This window comes from Kitasatospora sp. NPDC088779, from assembly GCF_040685395.1.
Lineage (GTDB): Bacteria > Actinomycetota > Actinomycetes > Streptomycetales > Streptomycetaceae > Kitasatospora.
On record NZ_JBFBHW010000006.1, the window covers coordinates 177,881 to 192,963 of the forward strand.

General features: G+C 73.0%; 16 protein-coding genes. 9 read left to right on the forward strand and 7 right to left on the reverse strand.

What is annotated here, in order from left to right; genetic code table 11:
- Positions 1-28: 28 nt before the first annotated feature.
- Positions 29-850, forward strand: coding sequence for an integrase (locus AB0P03_RS07685; protein WP_363581452.1), 822 nt, complete (start codon positions 29-31; stop codon positions 848-850).
- A gap of 87 nt (positions 851-937) precedes the next feature.
- On the opposite strand, the gene AB0P03_RS07690 is transcribed toward AB0P03_RS07685, so the two are convergent.
- Positions 938-1,888, reverse strand: coding sequence for a pirin family protein (locus AB0P03_RS07690; RefSeq protein WP_363581450.1), 951 nt, complete (start codon positions 1,886-1,888; stop codon positions 938-940).
- A gap of 126 nt (positions 1,889-2,014) precedes the next feature.
- Complete coding sequence (locus AB0P03_RS07695; RefSeq protein ID WP_107452894.1) at positions 2,015-2,449, reverse strand: SseB family protein; 435 nt, start codon at positions 2,447-2,449, stop codon at positions 2,015-2,017.
- A 283-nt stretch (positions 2,450-2,732) separates the two neighbouring features.
- Here AB0P03_RS07695 and AB0P03_RS07700 point away from each other — a divergent pair, with 283 nt between their 5' ends.
- Positions 2,733-4,562 (forward strand): acyl-CoA dehydrogenase, encoded by a 1,830-nt coding sequence (locus tag AB0P03_RS07700; protein ID WP_363581448.1) that lies wholly within the window; start codon positions 2,733-2,735, stop codon positions 4,560-4,562.
- A 399-nt stretch (positions 4,563-4,961) separates the two neighbouring features.
- Positions 4,962-6,272 (forward strand): M18 family aminopeptidase, encoded by a 1,311-nt coding sequence (locus AB0P03_RS07705; protein WP_363581446.1) that lies wholly within the window; start codon positions 4,962-4,964, stop codon positions 6,270-6,272.
- Between the two features lie 66 nt (positions 6,273-6,338).
- Here AB0P03_RS07705 and AB0P03_RS07710 read toward each other — a convergent pair whose 3' ends face one another.
- Complete coding sequence (locus AB0P03_RS07710) at positions 6,339-8,168, reverse strand: NHL domain-containing thioredoxin family protein (protein WP_363581444.1); 1,830 nt, start codon at positions 8,166-8,168, stop codon at positions 6,339-6,341.
- 123 nt (positions 8,169-8,291) lie between these two features.
- Between AB0P03_RS07710 and AB0P03_RS07715 the strand changes: the two genes are divergently transcribed.
- Positions 8,292-8,546, forward strand: a complete 255-nt coding sequence (locus AB0P03_RS07715) for a hypothetical protein (RefSeq protein ID WP_363628061.1) — start codon at positions 8,292-8,294, stop codon at positions 8,544-8,546.
- Between the two features lie 44 nt (positions 8,547-8,590).
- Here AB0P03_RS07715 and AB0P03_RS07720 read toward each other — a convergent pair whose 3' ends face one another.
- A complete protein-coding gene (locus AB0P03_RS07720) occupies positions 8,591-9,100 on the reverse strand; it encodes a GNAT family N-acetyltransferase (RefSeq protein WP_363621203.1) in 510 nt (169 codons plus the stop codon).
- Between the two features lie 91 nt (positions 9,101-9,191).
- On the opposite strand from AB0P03_RS07720, the gene AB0P03_RS07725 reads away from it, so the two are divergent.
- The 3 genes from AB0P03_RS07725 (at position 9,192) to AB0P03_RS07735 (ending at position 10,931) form a co-directional block, all read left to right on the forward strand.
- Entirely contained in the window at positions 9,192-9,680 is a 489-nt protein-coding gene (locus tag AB0P03_RS07725; RefSeq protein ID WP_363581438.1) for an LURP-one-related family protein, read from the forward strand.
- Between the two features lie 120 nt (positions 9,681-9,800).
- Positions 9,801-10,223 (forward strand): DUF350 domain-containing protein, encoded by a 423-nt coding sequence (locus AB0P03_RS07730; protein WP_363581436.1) that lies wholly within the window; start codon positions 9,801-9,803, stop codon positions 10,221-10,223.
- Between the two features lie 138 nt (positions 10,224-10,361).
- Positions 10,362-10,931 (forward strand): GNAT family N-acetyltransferase, encoded by a 570-nt coding sequence (locus AB0P03_RS07735; RefSeq protein ID WP_363581434.1) that lies wholly within the window; start codon positions 10,362-10,364, stop codon positions 10,929-10,931.
- A 75-nt stretch (positions 10,932-11,006) separates the two neighbouring features.
- Here AB0P03_RS07735 and AB0P03_RS07740 read toward each other — a convergent pair whose 3' ends face one another.
- From AB0P03_RS07740 to AB0P03_RS07750, 3 genes are read right to left on the reverse strand one after another with little or no spacing between them, the layout of a single operon-like run.
- Positions 11,007-11,411, reverse strand: a complete 405-nt coding sequence (locus tag AB0P03_RS07740) for a PIN domain-containing protein (protein ID WP_363581432.1) — start codon at positions 11,409-11,411, stop codon at positions 11,007-11,009.
- Positions 11,408-11,683: a PhdYeFM domain-containing protein gene (locus tag AB0P03_RS07745; protein ID WP_363621209.1), complete on the reverse strand. Its 276-nt coding sequence runs from the start codon at positions 11,681-11,683 to the stop codon at positions 11,408-11,410. The genes AB0P03_RS07740 and AB0P03_RS07745 overlap by 4 nt, the downstream gene beginning before the upstream one ends.
- A 59-nt stretch (positions 11,684-11,742) precedes the next feature.
- A complete protein-coding gene (locus AB0P03_RS07750; protein ID WP_363621211.1) occupies positions 11,743-12,798 on the reverse strand; it encodes an aldo/keto reductase in 1,056 nt (351 codons plus the stop codon).
- Between the two features lie 225 nt (positions 12,799-13,023).
- On the opposite strand from AB0P03_RS07750, the gene AB0P03_RS07755 reads away from it, so the two are divergent.
- Both AB0P03_RS07755 and AB0P03_RS07760 read left to right on the forward strand, forming a co-directional pair.
- Entirely contained in the window at positions 13,024-14,022 is a 999-nt protein-coding gene (locus AB0P03_RS07755; RefSeq protein ID WP_363628062.1) for an NAD(P)/FAD-dependent oxidoreductase, read from the forward strand.
- A gap of 109 nt (positions 14,023-14,131) precedes the next feature.
- Entirely contained in the window at positions 14,132-15,043 is a 912-nt protein-coding gene (locus AB0P03_RS07760) for a class I SAM-dependent methyltransferase (protein WP_363628063.1), read from the forward strand.
- Positions 15,044-15,083 lie beyond the last annotated feature (40 nt).

Below are 15,083 nucleotides of genomic sequence, written 5' to 3' on the forward strand. Positions count from 1 at the left end.
GGCCGGGGGCGGCGGCCACACTGTCGGGATGCAGCTACAGCTCGCAGGGGAAGCACGGCGGCCGGACCGCGAGAGCGAGGACTTCGCGGCGGCCTCGCCGGAGGCGCTGGTACTGCTGGACGGTGCGAGTTCGCCGGCCGGCCTGGAGTCCGGGTGCCGGCACGGAACCGCCTGGTACGTCCGCCGGTTGGGCGTGCACCTGCTCGCCCGGCTCACCGACCGGGTGGACCGCTCGATCGCCGAGTGCCTGGCCGACGCCATCGTGGAGACGGCCGCGCTGCACGGCGGCCGCTGCGACCTGGGCCACCCCAACACCCCCGCGGCCATGGTGGTGGCGGCCCGCCGGCACGGCGAGTCGCTGGAGTACCTGGTGCTCGGCGACTCGCTGCTGGTGCTGGAGTACAAGGACGGACCGCCGAAGGTGATCGGGGACAACCAGCGCTTCCCCGGTGGGGAGGAACTGCGCCGGCAGGTCTGGGCGACCGTCCCCGGCTCGGCCGAGCGGGCCGCGCTGCATCTGGAGTACGCGCTGGCCGTCCGGTCCGCCCGCAACCGGGGCAACGGTCCGTGGATCGCCGCGGCCAGCCCGAAGGCGGCCGGGCACGCGGAGACCGGCTTCGTCCGGCTGGAGCGGCTGCACGCGCTGGCCGCGCTCACCGACGGCGCCTCGCGCTTCACCGAGCGCTTCGGGCTGGGGAGTTGGGCGGACGCGCTGCGGCTGCTCGCCGAGTCCGGTCCGGGCGAACTGATCGCGCAGGTCCGCGAGGTCGAGCGGGCGGACGCCGCCTGCGAGCGCTGGCCGCGCGGCAAGGCGCACGACGACGCCTCGGCCGTCTACGCGCTGCTGTAGCGCGTAGACGGCCGAGGCGCCGGGGGCGGTGCGGTCACCGAGCTGGTGCCGTCACCGAGGGCGGTGCGGCCGCCCGGGATGGTGCCGTCAGTCGATCGGGTGGCCGAACCGGCCGGACTGGAAGTCCCGCATGGCCTGCTCCAGTTCGCGGTGGCTGTTCATCACGAACGGCCCGTACCAGGCGACCGGTTCGCGGATCGGCTGCCCGCCGAGCAGGATCACGTCCAGGTTGGGGTGGCGGGAGTCCTGCTTGGTGTCGGCGGTGATGGTGATGGTGTCGCCCTCGCCGAACACGGCCGCCTGCCCGGTGTGGACCGGGCGGCCCTCGGCGCCGACGGTGCCGTCGCCGTTGAGGACGTAGGCGAGCGCGTTGAAGTCCGGCCGCCACGGCAGGGTGACCTGCGCGCCCGGGGTGATGCTGGCGTGCAGCAGGGTTATCGGCGTGTGGGTGACGCCCGGGCCCCGGTGGCCGTCCAGCTCGCCCGCGATCAGCCGCAGGATCGCGCCGCCGTCCGGGGTGGAGAGCAGCTTGACGTGGCCGCCGTGGATGTCCTGGTAGCGCGGGGCGGCCATCTTGTCGGAGGCCGGGAGGTTGACCCACAGCTGGATGCCGTGGAACAGGCCGCCGGTGGCCACCAGCGACTCCGGCGGGGTCTCGATGTGCAGGATGCCCGAGCCGGCCGTCATCCACTGGGTGTCGCCGCCGCCGAGGTGGCCGCCGCCGCCGTGCGAGTCCTTGTGGATGAACTCGCCGTCGATCAGGTAGGTGACCGTCTCGAAGCCGCGGTGCGGGTGCCAGGGCGTGCCCTTGGGCTCGCCGGCGGCGTACTCCACCTCGCCCATCTGGTCCATCATGATGAACGGGTCGAGGTACTTGGTGTTGATCTTGGCGAAGGCGCGGCGGACCGGGAAGCCCTCGCCTTCGAAGCCCTCGGGTGCGGTCGCGACGGTGAGGACCGGCCGGGCGCTGGTGGCGGCGGGGTCCGGGGTGGCGACGCGCGGCAGGGTCAGCGGGTTGTCGACGGTCACGGCGGGCATGTCGGCCTCCTTCGGGGGGTTCCTCTGGCCTACGTCCACGAGGTTAGTTCAATTCTCAACAACAAGCAAGTTGAAAGTTGAACCATATGGCGACGAAGGAGCGCGGGGCTCCTCCTCCAGGATGGGTCAGCCGTACATGCGGCGCATGGTGAAGTCGACCATCTGCTCGACCGCCTTGGCGTCGAACACCATCCGGTGCTCGCCCTCCATGTCCAGCGCGAAGCCGTAGCCGGTCGGCAGCAGGTCCAGGACCTCGGCGCCGGTGACGGTGAAGTGCTTGGAGTCCTTGCCGGCGTAGCGGCGCAGCTCCTTCAGCGAGCTGAACATCGGGATCACCGGCGTCGGCGTGTTGTGCAGCGCCAGGAAGCCGGGCCGCTCGCCGCGCGGGCAGTGCACCTTCGAGGTGATGAAGATGGCCTGGAAGTCCTCGACCGCCATCGAGCCCGTGGTGAACGCCCGGACGGCGTCCGCCAGCGACGGCGGGGAGGGTTCGGGGTAGAGGGACTGCTGGGACGCCTGCGACTGCGCGCCGTAGGCGTCGGGGCCGGGCATGCCGTTCATGCCCGGCTGCGGACCCGCCTGCTGCTGGTAGGGGTCGCCCGGGTATGCGTTCTGGTCATATCCGTACACACGGACAGGCTATCGGGAGCGCACCCGCCCGTGCGGGCGTCGATCCTGACAAGGACTGGTCGTCCCGACTTGTGGGACGTGACCACGTTCATAGCGGATTCACCGCCAGGGGCTTGCCCAAGTTACCGCTGGGTAGCATCATGATGCGTACTGGTGGGTACGGGGCGCCCGAACGCGGCGGTCTCCCGGAAGCGACGAACCGGAGAAAACGGCCATGGGTCACTACAAGTCCAACCTGCGGGACGTGGAGTTCAACCTCTTCGAGGTGTTCGGTCGCGAGCAGGTCTACGGCTCCGGACCGTTCGCGGACATGGACGTCGAGACCGCGAAGAACATCCTGAGCGAGATCTCGCGCCTCGCCGAGAACGACCTCGCCGCGTCCTTCACCGACACCGACCGCAACCCGCCGGTCTTCGACCCCGAGACCAACACCGCGCCGGTCCCGGCCACCTTCAGGAAGAGCTACCAGACCTACATGGACGCCGAGTGGTGGCGTCTGGGCATCCCGGAGGCGATCGGCGGCCAGGTCACCCCGTCCTCCCTGATCTGGGCCTACGCCGAGCAGGTCCTGGGCTCCAACCCGGCCATCTGGATGTACTCCTCCGGCCCCGCCTTCGCCGGCGTCGTCCACGACGAGGGCACCGAGGAGCAGAAGAAGGTCGCCCAGCGGATGACCGACCGCCTCTGGGGCGCCACCATGGTCCTCACCGAGCCCGACGCGGGCTCGGACGTGGGCGCCGGCCGCACCAAGGCGATCAAGCAGGAGGACGGCTCCTGGCACATCGAGGGTGTGAAGCGCTTCATCACCTCGGGCGAGCACGACATGTCCGAGAACATCATCCACCTGGTGCTGGCGCGCCCCGAGGGCGGCAAGCCCGGCACCAAGGGCCTGGGCCTGTACATCGTCCCCAAGTTCGACTTCGACTGGGAGACGGGCGAGCTGGGCGAGCGCAACGGCGCCTACGCCACCAACGTCGAGCACAAGATGGGCCTCAAGGCCTCGAACACCTGCGAGATGACCTTCGGCGCCAAGCACCCGGCCAAGGGCTGGCTGCTCGGCGAGAAGGTCGACGGCATCCGCCAGATGTTCAAGATCATCGAGTTCGCCCGGATGATGGTCGGCACGAAGGCCATCGCCACCCTCTCCACCGGCTACCTGAACGCCCTGGAGTACGCCAAGGAGCGCGTGCAGGGCGCCGACATCTCGCAGTTCCTGGACAAGACCGCCCCCCGCGTCACCATCACCCACCACCCGGACGTGCGCCGCTCGCTGCTCACCCAGAAGGCCTACGCCGAGGGCATGCGCGCGCTGGTCCTGTTCACCGCGTCCGTCCAGGACGACATGGTGGCCGCCGGCCTGCGCGGCGAGCGCGACGAGGCCGCCGAGCGCCTCAACGACCTGCTGCTGCCGATCGTCAAGGGCTACGGCTCCGAGAAGTCCTACGAGCAGCTCGCCCAGTCCCTGCAGACCTTCGGTGGCTCCGGCTACTTGCAGGAGTACCCGATCGAGCAGTACATCCGGGACGCCAAGATCGACACCCTCTACGAGGGCACCACCGCGATCCAGGGCCAGGACTTCTTCTTCCGCAAGATCGTCAAGGACGGCGGCCAGGCGCTCACCGCGCTGTCCGAGCAGATCCAGAAGTTCCTCGGCGCGGCCGAGGGCGGCGACGCCCTGGCCGCCGAGCGCGAGCTGCTCGCCAAGGCCGTCGGCGATCTGGACGCCATCGTGGGCAAGCTGCTGGCCGACCTCACCTCGGTCGAGCAGGACGTCAAGAACATGTACAAGGTGGGCCTCAACACCACCCGCCTGCTGCTCGTCTCCGGCGACGTCGTCGTCGGCTGGCTGCTGCTGCGTCAGGCCGCGGTGGCGCTGGCCAAGCTGGAGGCCGGCGCCTCGGAGAAGGACGTCCCGTTCTACCAGGGCAAGGTCGCGGCGGCCCGCTTCTTCGCCAAGAACGTCCTGCCGACCGTCGCCCCGCAGCGGCTGATCGCCGAGGGCATCGACAACGAGATCATGGACCTGGCGGAGGAGGCCTTCTGAGGCCCTCGCCCCACCCGTCACCCGCCGCGGTGCCCCCAGGGGCGCCGCGAGGGGCGTGACACCTCTCCGACCGCCTGACAGCACCCTCACGTCGAAGGGCCCGGCTCCCGCCGGGCCCTTCGACGTTGCGGCCCGTCCGCCCCGCACCCGTCGCCGAGTTCGCCCATTTCGCACCCGTTGTTCGGGGGCCTCAGGCGCCGGGCCCGGCATGGCGATGACCGTCCGCGACCGGCGCGGATCTCTGGGTGTACGGAGTTCGGCGCGGCGTCACTTCACGGTTGTGTCCTCGTTCTGCATCCGTTGGGAGGTTCCGAATTCCCTGTCCGTGTACGGGCATATGCTCAAGGTGCGAAGCCGACTCCCCATCCGGCTTCAGCCCTCCCTCGACTCAGGAGCAGTATGTCGACCGCCGCCGCCCGCCAGGCATTCTTCGACCGGACGCACAGCGACGATCTGATCGCGTTCCTCGGCACCTCGCCGTCCCCGTACCACGCGGTCGCGAGCGCCGCCGAGCGGCTGGAGAAGGCAGGCTTCCGGCAGGTCGCCGAGACCGACGTCTGGGACGGCGCCGCCGGCGGCCGTTACCTGATCCGGGGCGGCGCCCTGATCGCCTGGTACCTGCCGGAGAGCGCCCGCCCCGAGACCCCGTTCCGGGTGGTCGGTACCCACACCGACTCGCCGAACCTGCGGGTCAAGCCGGTGCCGGACACCGGCTCGGCCGGCTGGCGCCAGGTCGCCGTGGAGATCTACGGCGGTGTCCCGCTGAACACCTGGCTGGACCGTGACCTCGGGCTCTCCGGCCGCCTCGCGCTGAAGGACGGCAGCTCGCGGCTCGTCCAGCTGGACGAGCCGCTGCTGCGGGTGCCGCAGCTCGCGATCCACCTGGACCGCCAGGTCAACGACGGCATGAAGCTCGACAAGCAGCGCCACCTCACCCCGATCTGGGGCCTCGGCCCGGTCGACGAGGGCTCGCTGATCTCGTACGTCGCCGAGCGCGCGGGCGTGGACGCCGCCGACGTGGCCGGCTGGGACCTGATGACGCACGATGTCCAGCCGGCCGCCTACCTGGGCCGCGACCGCGAGCTGCTGGCCGGCCCGCGCCTGGACAACCTGCTGTCCGTCCACGCCGCCACCGCCGCGCTGGCCGCCGTCGCCTCCGCCGAGGACGCCGCCGACCTGCCGTACATCCCGGTGCTGGCCGCCTTCGACCACGAGGAGACCGGCAGCGAGTCGGACACCGGCGCGCAGAGCCCGCTGCTCGGCAACGTCCTCGACCGCACCGTCCACGCGCGCGGCGGCACCCCGGAGGACCGCGCCCGGGCGCTGGCCGGGACGATCTGCCTCTCCTCGGACATGGGTCACGCCGTCCACCCGAACTACGCCGAGCGGCACGAGCCGGGCCACCACCCGCTGCCGAACGGCGGGCCGATCCTCAAGGTCAACGTCAACAACCGCTACGCGACCGACGGCGTCGGCCGGGCGGTGTTCGCGGCCGCCTGCGAGAAGGCCGGCGTGCCGTGGCAGTCCTTCGTGTCCAACAACGCGATGCCCTGCGGCACCACCATCGGCCCGATCACCGCGGCGCGCCTCGGCATCAAGACGGTGGACTGCGGCATCGCGGCGCTGTCCATGCACTCGGCGCGCGAACTGTGCGGCGCCGAGGACCCGTACCTGCTGGCCAGCGCGATCAAGGCGTTCCTGGAGGGCTGATCCCCCCTCAACGGCGAAGGGGCCCGGCGGAGTACGCTCCGCCGGGCCCCTTCCACGCCGGACGGGCTACTCCAGGCCGGCGAGCACCAGCGGCAGCCGGCGCGCGCCGTCGGCGACCAGCTTCACCGGCACGCCCCAGTCCTGCTGGTGCACGTGGCAGGCCGGGAACTCGATCTCCGGATCGTCGTCGCAGGACGCGGCCATCGCCGAGACGTGCAGCACGCCCTCGGCGACCTCCTCGGAGAGGACCAGCTCGCGCGACAGGTCGCTGTCCGCGCCCGCTCCGGAGACCAGCAGCTCGGGCGGGGTCGCGCTGACCAGCAGTCGGGTGGACGGGCCGTACCGCTCGTCCAGCTTCTGGCCGCTCGGCGCCGAGAACACCACGTCCAGCCGGAGCGCGCCCGGCGCGACCTCGGTGGCCGCCCGCCGGGTGCGGTGCGCGACCGACTCGACCCGCACCGCCTCCTCCGGCAGCCGCAGCCTGGTCAGCCGGTGCCGGGCCGACTCGACGACCACGATGTCCCCGTCCACCAGGACCGCGCCGGACGGCTCGCGCAGGTCGGTGGCCAGCGTGGTGACCTCGCCGCTCGCCGGGTCGAAGCGGCGCAGCGCGTGGTTGTAGGTGTCGCTGACCGCCACCGAGCCGTCCGGCAGCACGGTGACGCCCAGCGGGTGCTGGAGCAGCGCCTGCGCGGCCGGGCCGTCCCGGTGGCCGAAGTCGAAGAGGCCGGTGCCGACGGCGGTGTGGACCGTCCCGGTTCCACGTGCCCCCTCCGATCGGCTGAGCCAACGGATCGAGGAGGTCTCCGAGTCGGCCACCCACAGCCGCTCGCCGTCCGCCGAGACCGCCAGACCGGACGGCTGGGCGAACCAGGCCTCACCGACGGGCCCGTCCACCAGGCCCTCGTTGGTGGTGCCGGCCGCGACGCCGACCGTGTCGGCGGCCGGGTCGTACGCCCACAGCTGGTGCACGCCGGCCATCGCGATCCACACCCGGCCGTCGAACCAGGCGACGTCCCAGGGCGAGGAGAGGTCCACCTCGCGGGCCGGGCCCTCGGTCGCCGAACCCTGCCACCACTGGCGGCCGGTGCCCGCCAGCGTGGTCACGGAGCCGTCCGCCAGCCGCACCCCGCGCAGCGCGTGGTTGACGGTGTCGGCCACGATCACGTCGTAGTCCGAGCCCTCCGGCAGCAGTGCCAGCCCCTGCGGCTCGCTGAACCGGGGGCTGGTGCCGTCCACCAGGCCGCGCTGCCCGTCGCCGATCCGGCGGACCACCGTCTCGCCGTCCTCGGCCAGTTCCACCAGCGAGTGGTGGCCGGAGTCGGCGACCAGGAAGTGCCCGTCGGGCAGCCGGACCGCCTTGCCCGGGAACTTGAGGTCCCCCGCGGTCGGCTCCGGCGCCACGTACGGGCCGTCGCCGCGGCGCAGCGTGCCCTTCGCCGCGTGCTCGGCCTCCAACTCCTCCACCAGCCGCGCGATCGCGTGCGCGTGGCCCTCGCCCGCGTGCTGGGCGACCACGTACCCCTCCGGGTCGATCACCACCAGCGTCGGCCAGGCCCGCACGGCGTACTGCTTCCACGTCGCCAGCGCCGGATCGTCCAGCACCGGGTGGTGCACCTCGTACCGGGCGACCGCGTCCACCACGGCCTGGTGGTCCGCCTCGTGCACGAACTTCGGCGAGTGCACCCCGACGATCACCACGGTGTCCCGGTGCTTCTCCTCCAACTCCCGCAGCTCGTCCAGGACATGCAGACAGTTGATGCAGCAGAACGTCCAGAAGTCCAGGACGGTGATCTTGCCCCGGAAGTCGGCGAGCGTCAGCTCCTTTCCACCGGTGTTCAGCCAACCGCCTGCCCCGACCAGCTCGGGGGCGCGTACACGTGCACGAGATGCCATGCCTGTATCCAACCGCATCGTGGTCGGGCGGCATTCCGGGGCGGCGGTCGTGGTGGGGGCGCGGTCGGGGGTGGTGGGCGTGTCGGCGGGGTGGGGGCCGGGGGTCGTGCTGTCGTTGGCCGCATGATCACCTCACCCCTGCTCCGGTCGGCCCTGACGGTCGCGACCGCTGTCCTGCTCGCCACCGGTGCCGGCGCCGGCTCGGCGGCGGCCGCCCGGCCCGGTCCGCGTGACGTCACCGCGGAGCAGTGCCAGGACGCCGGGGGGTGGGTGGAGGGCTCCGGGTACTGCGTGGGGGCCGAGGGCGACGACGACTGGGGGCAGCCGATCGACGGGCAGGCCATCAACCCGCATCCGGCGCCGGGCGAGGAGGACTGAGGGCGCCAGGGCCGGGTCCGGGCCGGGTCCGGGTCAGGGCCGGGTCAGGGCCGGGGGAGTTCCGCCTGCCAGCGGGTCTCGCCGTCCTGCTGCTCGCCGGTGGGGGTGAGGCCGAGGGCCCGGGCGACGGCGGCGGAGGCGTGGTGGTCGGGGTGGATGTGGGCGGTGACGGTGCTGACGCCGGTGGCGGCGAGGTGGGAGAGCAGGGCGCGGGCGGCCTCGGTGGCCAGGCCGCGGCCCTGCCAGGGGGTGCCGACCACCCAGGCGAGTTCGGCGGCCCCGGGGCGGACGGTGGTCTGGACGTAGCCGGTGAGGCGGCCGTCGGCGCGCAGCCGCAGCGCCCAGTTGCCCCAGGTCTCGGCGGGGTCGGGGGAGCCGGCGGCGAGCCGGGCGTAGCGGACGCGCAGGTCGTCGGCGGTGGCCGGGGAGCCGCCGGTGAAGGCGTGCAGGGCGGGGTCGGCGAGGGCGGCGGCCAGCTCCTCGGCGTGCTCGGGGCCGATCGGGAGGAGGTCGAGGCGCTCGCTGTGCAGCGGGGCGGCGGGGTCGGGACGCATGCCGCCATTGAACGCCCGTGTGTGGCGGTGCTTCCCGGCGGGTGGGGGGATCGGGTCGAATGGGGGTCACGTCGACACGGAGGAGGCCGCTGTGCGGTACCTGGTCAGGGAGAAGCTGTTCGCGGTCGGAGACGACTACTGGATCGAGGACGACCGGGGCCACAAGGCGTACCTGGTGGACGGCAAGGTGTTGCGGCTGCGGCACACCTTCGAGCTGAAGGACGCGCACGGGCGGGTGGTCGCGGTGGTGAAGGAGAAGGCGTTCACCGTCCGCGACGCGATGAAGATCGAGGACGCCGACGGCGAGGTGATCGCGACCGTCCGGGAGAAGCTGTTCACCCCGTTCCGCGACAAGTACCTGGTGGAGCTGGCGTCCGGCGGCGAGCTGAAGATCCACGGCAACCTGATCGACAAGGACTACCGGATCGAGAACCACCACGGCGACGACCTCGCCCGGATCTCCCGCAAGTGGTTCCGGATCCGGGACACCTACGGCGTGGAGATCGCCGACGGCGCCGACACCGGCCTGCTGCTCGCGATCGCCGCCTGCGTCGACCACCTGGTGCACGAGGAACACTGATCCCCACTGACGTCAGGGGTCCTGCTCCCCGGTCCGCCGCCCGCCCCGGTGGGGTATCTTTTGCCAACCCTTGACCAGGCCGGTCGGGGATCGGCGAGCGGACCGGGGGCTGGGACCACGATGAACGACATCCTGCACGGGCTCGGCGCGGCAGCGGCCTACGGAGCCCTCGGGGTGGTGCTGCTGCTCCTCGGCGTCGGCCTGGTGGACCTGTTGACGCCCGGCAGGCTCGGCCACCAGATCTGGGTCGAGCGCAACCGCAACGCCGCCGTGCTGCTCAGCTCCGCGCTGCTGGGCATCGGCGGCATCGTCTTCACCGCGATCATGTACACCTACGCGGACTTCGCCAAGGGCCTGGTCTCGACCGCCTGCTACGGCCTGCTCGGGCTGGTGCTGATGGCCGTCGCCTTCTGGGCGGTGGACCTGCTGACGCCCGGCAGGCTCGGCGCGATCCTGGTCGAGCCGGAGCCGCACCCGGCGGTCTGGGTCTCGGCCAGCTGCAACATCGCGGTCGCGGCGGTGGTGTCGGCCGCGATCGCCTGACGGCCCGCCCGAGCGCCTGGGCGCGCCCGGCCGCGTTCGGCTGATGGAGCGTCGGCCGACGGTCGGCGGTGGCGGCGAGGATCCGACCGGGGTCGCCGACCTGCTGCGGCGGTGGGGCCCGGCCGGTAACGTACCGGCATGGCTGACCTTGAAGAACGCGCCAACGTCGTCGCGTCCGGCTCGCGGCAGGCCGGGGCAGGGGTGTCCGTCCGACGGCGCCGCGTCACCGACCTCGCCGACTGCGTCCGGGTGCTCGGCGACGTCCACGCCACCGACGGCTACCCCGCCGACTGGCCCGACCGCCCCGCCGCCTGGCTCACCCCCGGGGGCCTGCTCGCCGCCTGGGTCGCCGAACTGGACGGCCGCCCGGCCGGCCACGTGGGCCTCTCCCGCAGTGCCCCCGGAGACGTCGCCCCCGGTCTGTGGAGCCGCCGCACCGGCGGCCGCCCGGAACTCACCGCCGTGATCGGCCGGCTCTACGTCGCCCCCACGGCGCGCGGCCACCGGATCGGCGCACAGCTGGTGGCGTCCGCCGTGGCGCACGCGCGGGCGCTCGGCCTCCACCCCGTCCTCGACGTCCTCGCCACCGCGGCCCCGGCGAACGCCTGCTACCGCCGCCTCGGCTGGACCTGGCTCGGCAGTGGCGAACAGCAGTGGGCCGCCGACCGCACGGTCGTGGTCCACTGCTTCGCCGCCCCGAGGGAGTAGCCGGCTCCCCGCGGGCGGCCGGTGGCGGCGACCCGTCCGGAAGTGGCGGCGGCACCACTGGAGCGGGGCCGTTCGTCACACGGGGATGACGTCGACGCCCTGCTCCAGGCCGACGAAGTCGCCCGCGTTCCGCGTGTAGAGCGGCAGGCCGTGGGCGGCCGCGGTCGCCGCGATCATCAGGTCCATGCGGCGGGGGCGGGGGTCCCGCCTGGCCTGGATCGTGAGGGCGACCAGGGTGCCGAACCGCCGAGCTGCCTCGCGGTCGAAGGGGAGGGCGGCGAACTCCGCCTCCACGTCCGCGAGTCGCTGGGCCCTGGCCATCATCTGCACCGGGTCCTTGGCCATGGCGACGCCCTGGGCGAGTTCGGCCAGCACGATGGACGACAGCGCGGCATCGGCTGGCAGGAGCTGTGGATCGATCTGCGGCAGATCGATCACGACGCAGGTGTCGAGCAGTCCGCGTCGGCGTCGCTCGGTCACTTCCGCTCCCACGGGTCGTCGCCGCCGATCCGGTCCTCATCGCCGTAGAAGGCGTCGGCTTCCGCGCGCATCTGCGTCGCGTCGACCGCCGGCGCGTTCCGCCACTTTCGCTGGAGTTCCTCGACGGGGACGAATCGGCGGCGACTGCTGATCGGCCGGACTTCGGCGATCTCGGTGCCGTTGCGAGTGATGTGGTAGATCTCGCCGGCTTCGACATCGTCGAGCACGGCCTTGGACCGCGCTGCGAGTTCGCGCTGCGTGATGGTCTTCATGGGGCAAGTGTATCGCGCCGTAATGCACCGTGTCGCACTGGCGGGGGAGACCGGTTCGGCTATCCGGCCGGGCGGTCCGCGGTGGGGCGGCGGCGGAGGGCGGGGGTGGTGACGGACGGGGGCTGCCAGACGCCGTCGGGGTGGTAGACGTCGGTGCCGGGCGGGACGATGGCGTCGATGCGGTCCAGGGTGGCGTCATCGAGGACCAGGTCGGCGCCCTTGAGGGCGGCCTCCAGCTGGTCGTGGGTGCGCGGGCCGAGGATCACCGAGGTGACGGCGGGGTGCGCCAGCGGGAAGGCCACGGCCAGTTCGGGGAGGGTGCGGCCGAGGTCCCCGGCGAGGGCGGTGAAGGCCTCGACGGCCTCCAGCTTGGCCGCGGTGGTGGGCAGCGTCGGGTCGAAGCGGCCCGGGTTGATGGTCGGGCGGCCGGTGGTCAGGTCGGCCGGGCGGTCCTTGCGGTAGCGGCCGGTGAGGAAGCCGGAGGCGAGCGGGCCCCAGGTCAGTGCGCCCATGCCGAGCCGCTGGACGACGGGCAGCACGTCGCGCTCCACGCCGCGGGCGAGCAGCGAGTACGGCGGCTGCTCGGTGCGGAAGCGCGGCAGGGCGCGGCGTTCGGCGACGTGGTGCGCGTCGACGATCTGTTCGGCGGGGAAGGTGGAGCAGCCGAAGGCGCGGATCTTGCCGGACCGGACGAGGTCGCCGAGGACGGACAGGGTCTCCTCGACGTCGGTGGTGTGGTCCGGCCGGTGGATCTGGTAGAGGTCGATCCGGTCGGTGCGCAGCCGGCGCAGGCTGTCCTCGACCGCCCGGAGGATCCAGCGCCGGGAGTTGCCGCCGCGGCCGCGGCCCTCGCCCATCGGGAAGTGCCCCTTGGTGGCGAGCACGATCTCGTCGCGGTCGCCGCGGGCGGCCAGCGTCCTGCCGACGATCTCCTCGGACTCGCCGGCCGAGTACATGTCGGCGGTGTCCACGAAGTTGATGCCCCGGTCGAGCGCGGTGTTGATGATCCGGGCGCAGTCGTCGTGGTCGGGGTTGCCGACGGAGCCGAGCATCATCGTGCCGAGGCAGTAGGTGCTCACTTCGATGCCGGTGCCGCCGAGGACGCGGTATCGCATGGTGCTGCTCCCCCTGGTGGTGGGTCGGTGGTGCGTCAGAGGCTAGGAGTTGGAGTGCACTCCATGGCAAGGGTCGGTCCGGATCCCCGTCCACCGGGGGGAGTCCGGGCCCGTGGCGCGGAGCGGGCGGGCGGTGGCCGGTCGGGGTGCGTCGTTTGCGGAAACGGCAACAAAGCTTGCCGATACGGCCGGTCCGGTCGCAGCCTGGCGGTGGAGGTGAGCGCCATGGGCGACACGATGAGGACGGCAGGGCCGACGGCCCCCCGGGACGACTACGACGCGGTGGTGGTCGGCGCGGGTGTGGCCGGGCTGAGCGCCGCGCTGGTGCTGGGCCGGGCCCGGCGCCGGGTGGCGGTGGTGGACGCGGGCCAGCCGCGCAACGCCCCCGCCGCCCACATGCACGGGTACCTGAGCCGGGACGGCATGCCCCCGGCGGTGCTGCTGGAGGTCGGCCGGGCGGAGGTCGCCGGCTACGGGGTCGACCTGATCGACGCCCGGGCCGACCACGTCGAGGGCGTCGCGGACGCCGAAGGCGCGGGGACGGGCTTCGCCGTCCACCTGGCGGGCGGCCCCGTGCTGCACGCACGCCGGGTGGTCGTCGCCACGGGTCTGCGCGACGGGCTCCCGGAGCTCCCGGGCCTGCTCGAACGCTGGGGCCGCGACGTGCTGCACTGCCCGTACTGCCACGGCTACGAGGTCCGCGACCGCCCGCTCGGCGTGCTCGGTACCGGCCCGGGCGCGGTCGACCAGGCGCTGCTGCTCCGGCAGTGGTCCGCGGACGTCGTCCTGATCACGCACACCCTCACGCCGACCGGGGCCGAGCGGGAGCGGCTCGCCGCCCGCGGCGTCCGGGTCGTCGAAGGCCGGATCACCCAGCTGGTGACGGACGCCGACCGGCTGCGCGGCGTGGAACTCGCCGACGGCCGGGTGGTGCCGCGCGAGGCCGTGTTCGTCTTCCCGCAGCCGGTGCCCCGGGACGCGCTGCTGTTCGGCCTGGAATGCGCCCGGGACGAGAACGGCTGGGTCACCACCGACCGGGCCGGCCGCACCAGCGTCCCCGGCGTCTGGGCGGTCGGCAACGTCGCCGACCCGCGGGCGCAGGCCGTCGTCGCCGCCGGGATGGGCGCTGCGGCGGCGTTCGACCTCGACCACGACCTCGTCGCGGAGGAGATCGGACAGGCGGTCGCCGAACACCGCGCGTCCGGCGCCGCCGTTCCCGCCTGAACGGGGGAAGCTCCCCCGGCACCTTCGTCCGGCGTCACCCATCCGCCCGCGTCACCCGTTCGACCGGCGTCACCCGTCCGACCTTCCGTCATCCGCGATCGGAGAACCCATGATGTCCGAACACCAGCACCAGCACCAGCACGGCCAGGGCCACCAGCACGGGCACCACCACGGCGACGTCCCCGCCGCCGACTTCGACTGGGACGCCCTCGCCGCCCACCTGGAGCGGGAGGCCGAACTGCGCGCCCCCGCCATCACCGGGGCCGCGCAGTGGCTGCGGTCCCTGCACGCCGAGCCCGGCGGGGTGCGGCGGGTCCTCGACGTCGGCAGCGGGCCCGGGGTGATCGCCGGACTGCTCGCGGACGCCTTCCCCGAGGCCGAGACGGTCGCCGTCGATCAGTCGGCCGCCCTGCTGGAGCGCGCCCGAGCCCGCTCCGGCGGCCGTCTGAGCACCCAGCAGGCCGACCTGCCCGCCGAGTTCGGCAAGCTCGGCGAGGCCGACCTGATCTGGTCCGGCAACGCGATCCACCACCTCGGCGACCAGCAGGCCGCCCTGACCTCCCTCGCCGCGACGCTCCGGCCCGGCGGCCTGCTGGCCGTCGCCGAACGCGGCCTGCCGCTGCGCTACCTGCCGCGCGACTTCGGCCTCGGCCGGCCCGGCTTCCAGGCCCGGCTCGACGCCGTGCACGAGGACGGCTTCAGCACCATGCGCGCCGAACTGCCCGGCGCCATCGAAGAGGTGGAGGACTGGCCGGCCATGCTCACCCGCTCCGGCCTGACCCCCAGCGGCACCCGCACCTTCCTGATCGACCACCCGGCCCCGCTCGCCCGCCCCGCCCGCGAGCACCTCCACACCCAACTCGCCCGTCTGCGCGACCAGCTCGCCGACAACCTCGCCCCGGAGGACCGCACCACCCTCGACGCCCTCCTTGCCGAGGACACCCCCACCGGCATCCTGAACCGCCCGGACGCCTTCTTCCTCTCGGCCATGACCGTCCACACCGCCCGCAAGGCCGGCTGACGGCCGCAACCGCCCCGGCCGCAGCAGAGGCCTACAGGCA

What these genes read in the sequence shown, in the direction of transcription:
- AB0P03_RS07710 (WP_363581444.1), bottom strand. Translation starts at nt 8,168, where the DNA reads ATGGCATCTCGTGCACGTGTACGCGCCCCCGAGCTGGTCGGGGCAGGC.
- AB0P03_RS07715 (WP_363628061.1), top strand. Translation starts at nt 8,292, where the DNA reads ATGATCACCTCACCCCTGCTCCGGTCGGCCCTGACGGTCGCGACCGCT.
- AB0P03_RS07720 (WP_363621203.1), bottom strand. Translation starts at nt 9,100, where the DNA reads ATGCGTCCCGACCCCGCCGCCCCGCTGCACAGCGAGCGCCTCGACCTC.
- AB0P03_RS07695 (WP_107452894.1), bottom strand. Translation starts at nt 2,449, where the DNA reads ATGAACGGCATGCCCGGCCCCGACGCCTACGGCGCGCAGTCGCAGGCG.
- AB0P03_RS07750 (WP_363621211.1), bottom strand. Translation starts at nt 12,798, where the DNA reads ATGCGATACCGCGTCCTCGGCGGCACCGGCATCGAAGTGAGCACCTAC.
- AB0P03_RS07755 (WP_363628062.1), top strand. Translation starts at nt 13,024, where the DNA reads ATGGGCGACACGATGAGGACGGCAGGGCCGACGGCCCCCCGGGACGAC.
- AB0P03_RS07735 (WP_363581434.1), top strand. Translation starts at nt 10,362, where the DNA reads ATGGCTGACCTTGAAGAACGCGCCAACGTCGTCGCGTCCGGCTCGCGG.
- AB0P03_RS07760 (WP_363628063.1), top strand. Translation starts at nt 14,132, where the DNA reads ATGATGTCCGAACACCAGCACCAGCACCAGCACGGCCAGGGCCACCAG.
- AB0P03_RS07685 (WP_363581452.1), top strand. Translation starts at nt 29, where the DNA reads ATGCAGCTACAGCTCGCAGGGGAAGCACGGCGGCCGGACCGCGAGAGC.
- AB0P03_RS07690 (WP_363581450.1), bottom strand. Translation starts at nt 1,888, where the DNA reads ATGCCCGCCGTGACCGTCGACAACCCGCTGACCCTGCCGCGCGTCGCC.
- AB0P03_RS07705 (WP_363581446.1), top strand. Translation starts at nt 4,962, where the DNA reads ATGTCGACCGCCGCCGCCCGCCAGGCATTCTTCGACCGGACGCACAGC.
- AB0P03_RS07745 (WP_363621209.1), bottom strand. Translation starts at nt 11,683, where the DNA reads ATGAAGACCATCACGCAGCGCGAACTCGCAGCGCGGTCCAAGGCCGTG.
- AB0P03_RS07700 (WP_363581448.1), top strand. Translation starts at nt 2,733, where the DNA reads ATGGGTCACTACAAGTCCAACCTGCGGGACGTGGAGTTCAACCTCTTC.
- AB0P03_RS07730 (WP_363581436.1), top strand. Translation starts at nt 9,801, where the DNA reads ATGAACGACATCCTGCACGGGCTCGGCGCGGCAGCGGCCTACGGAGCC.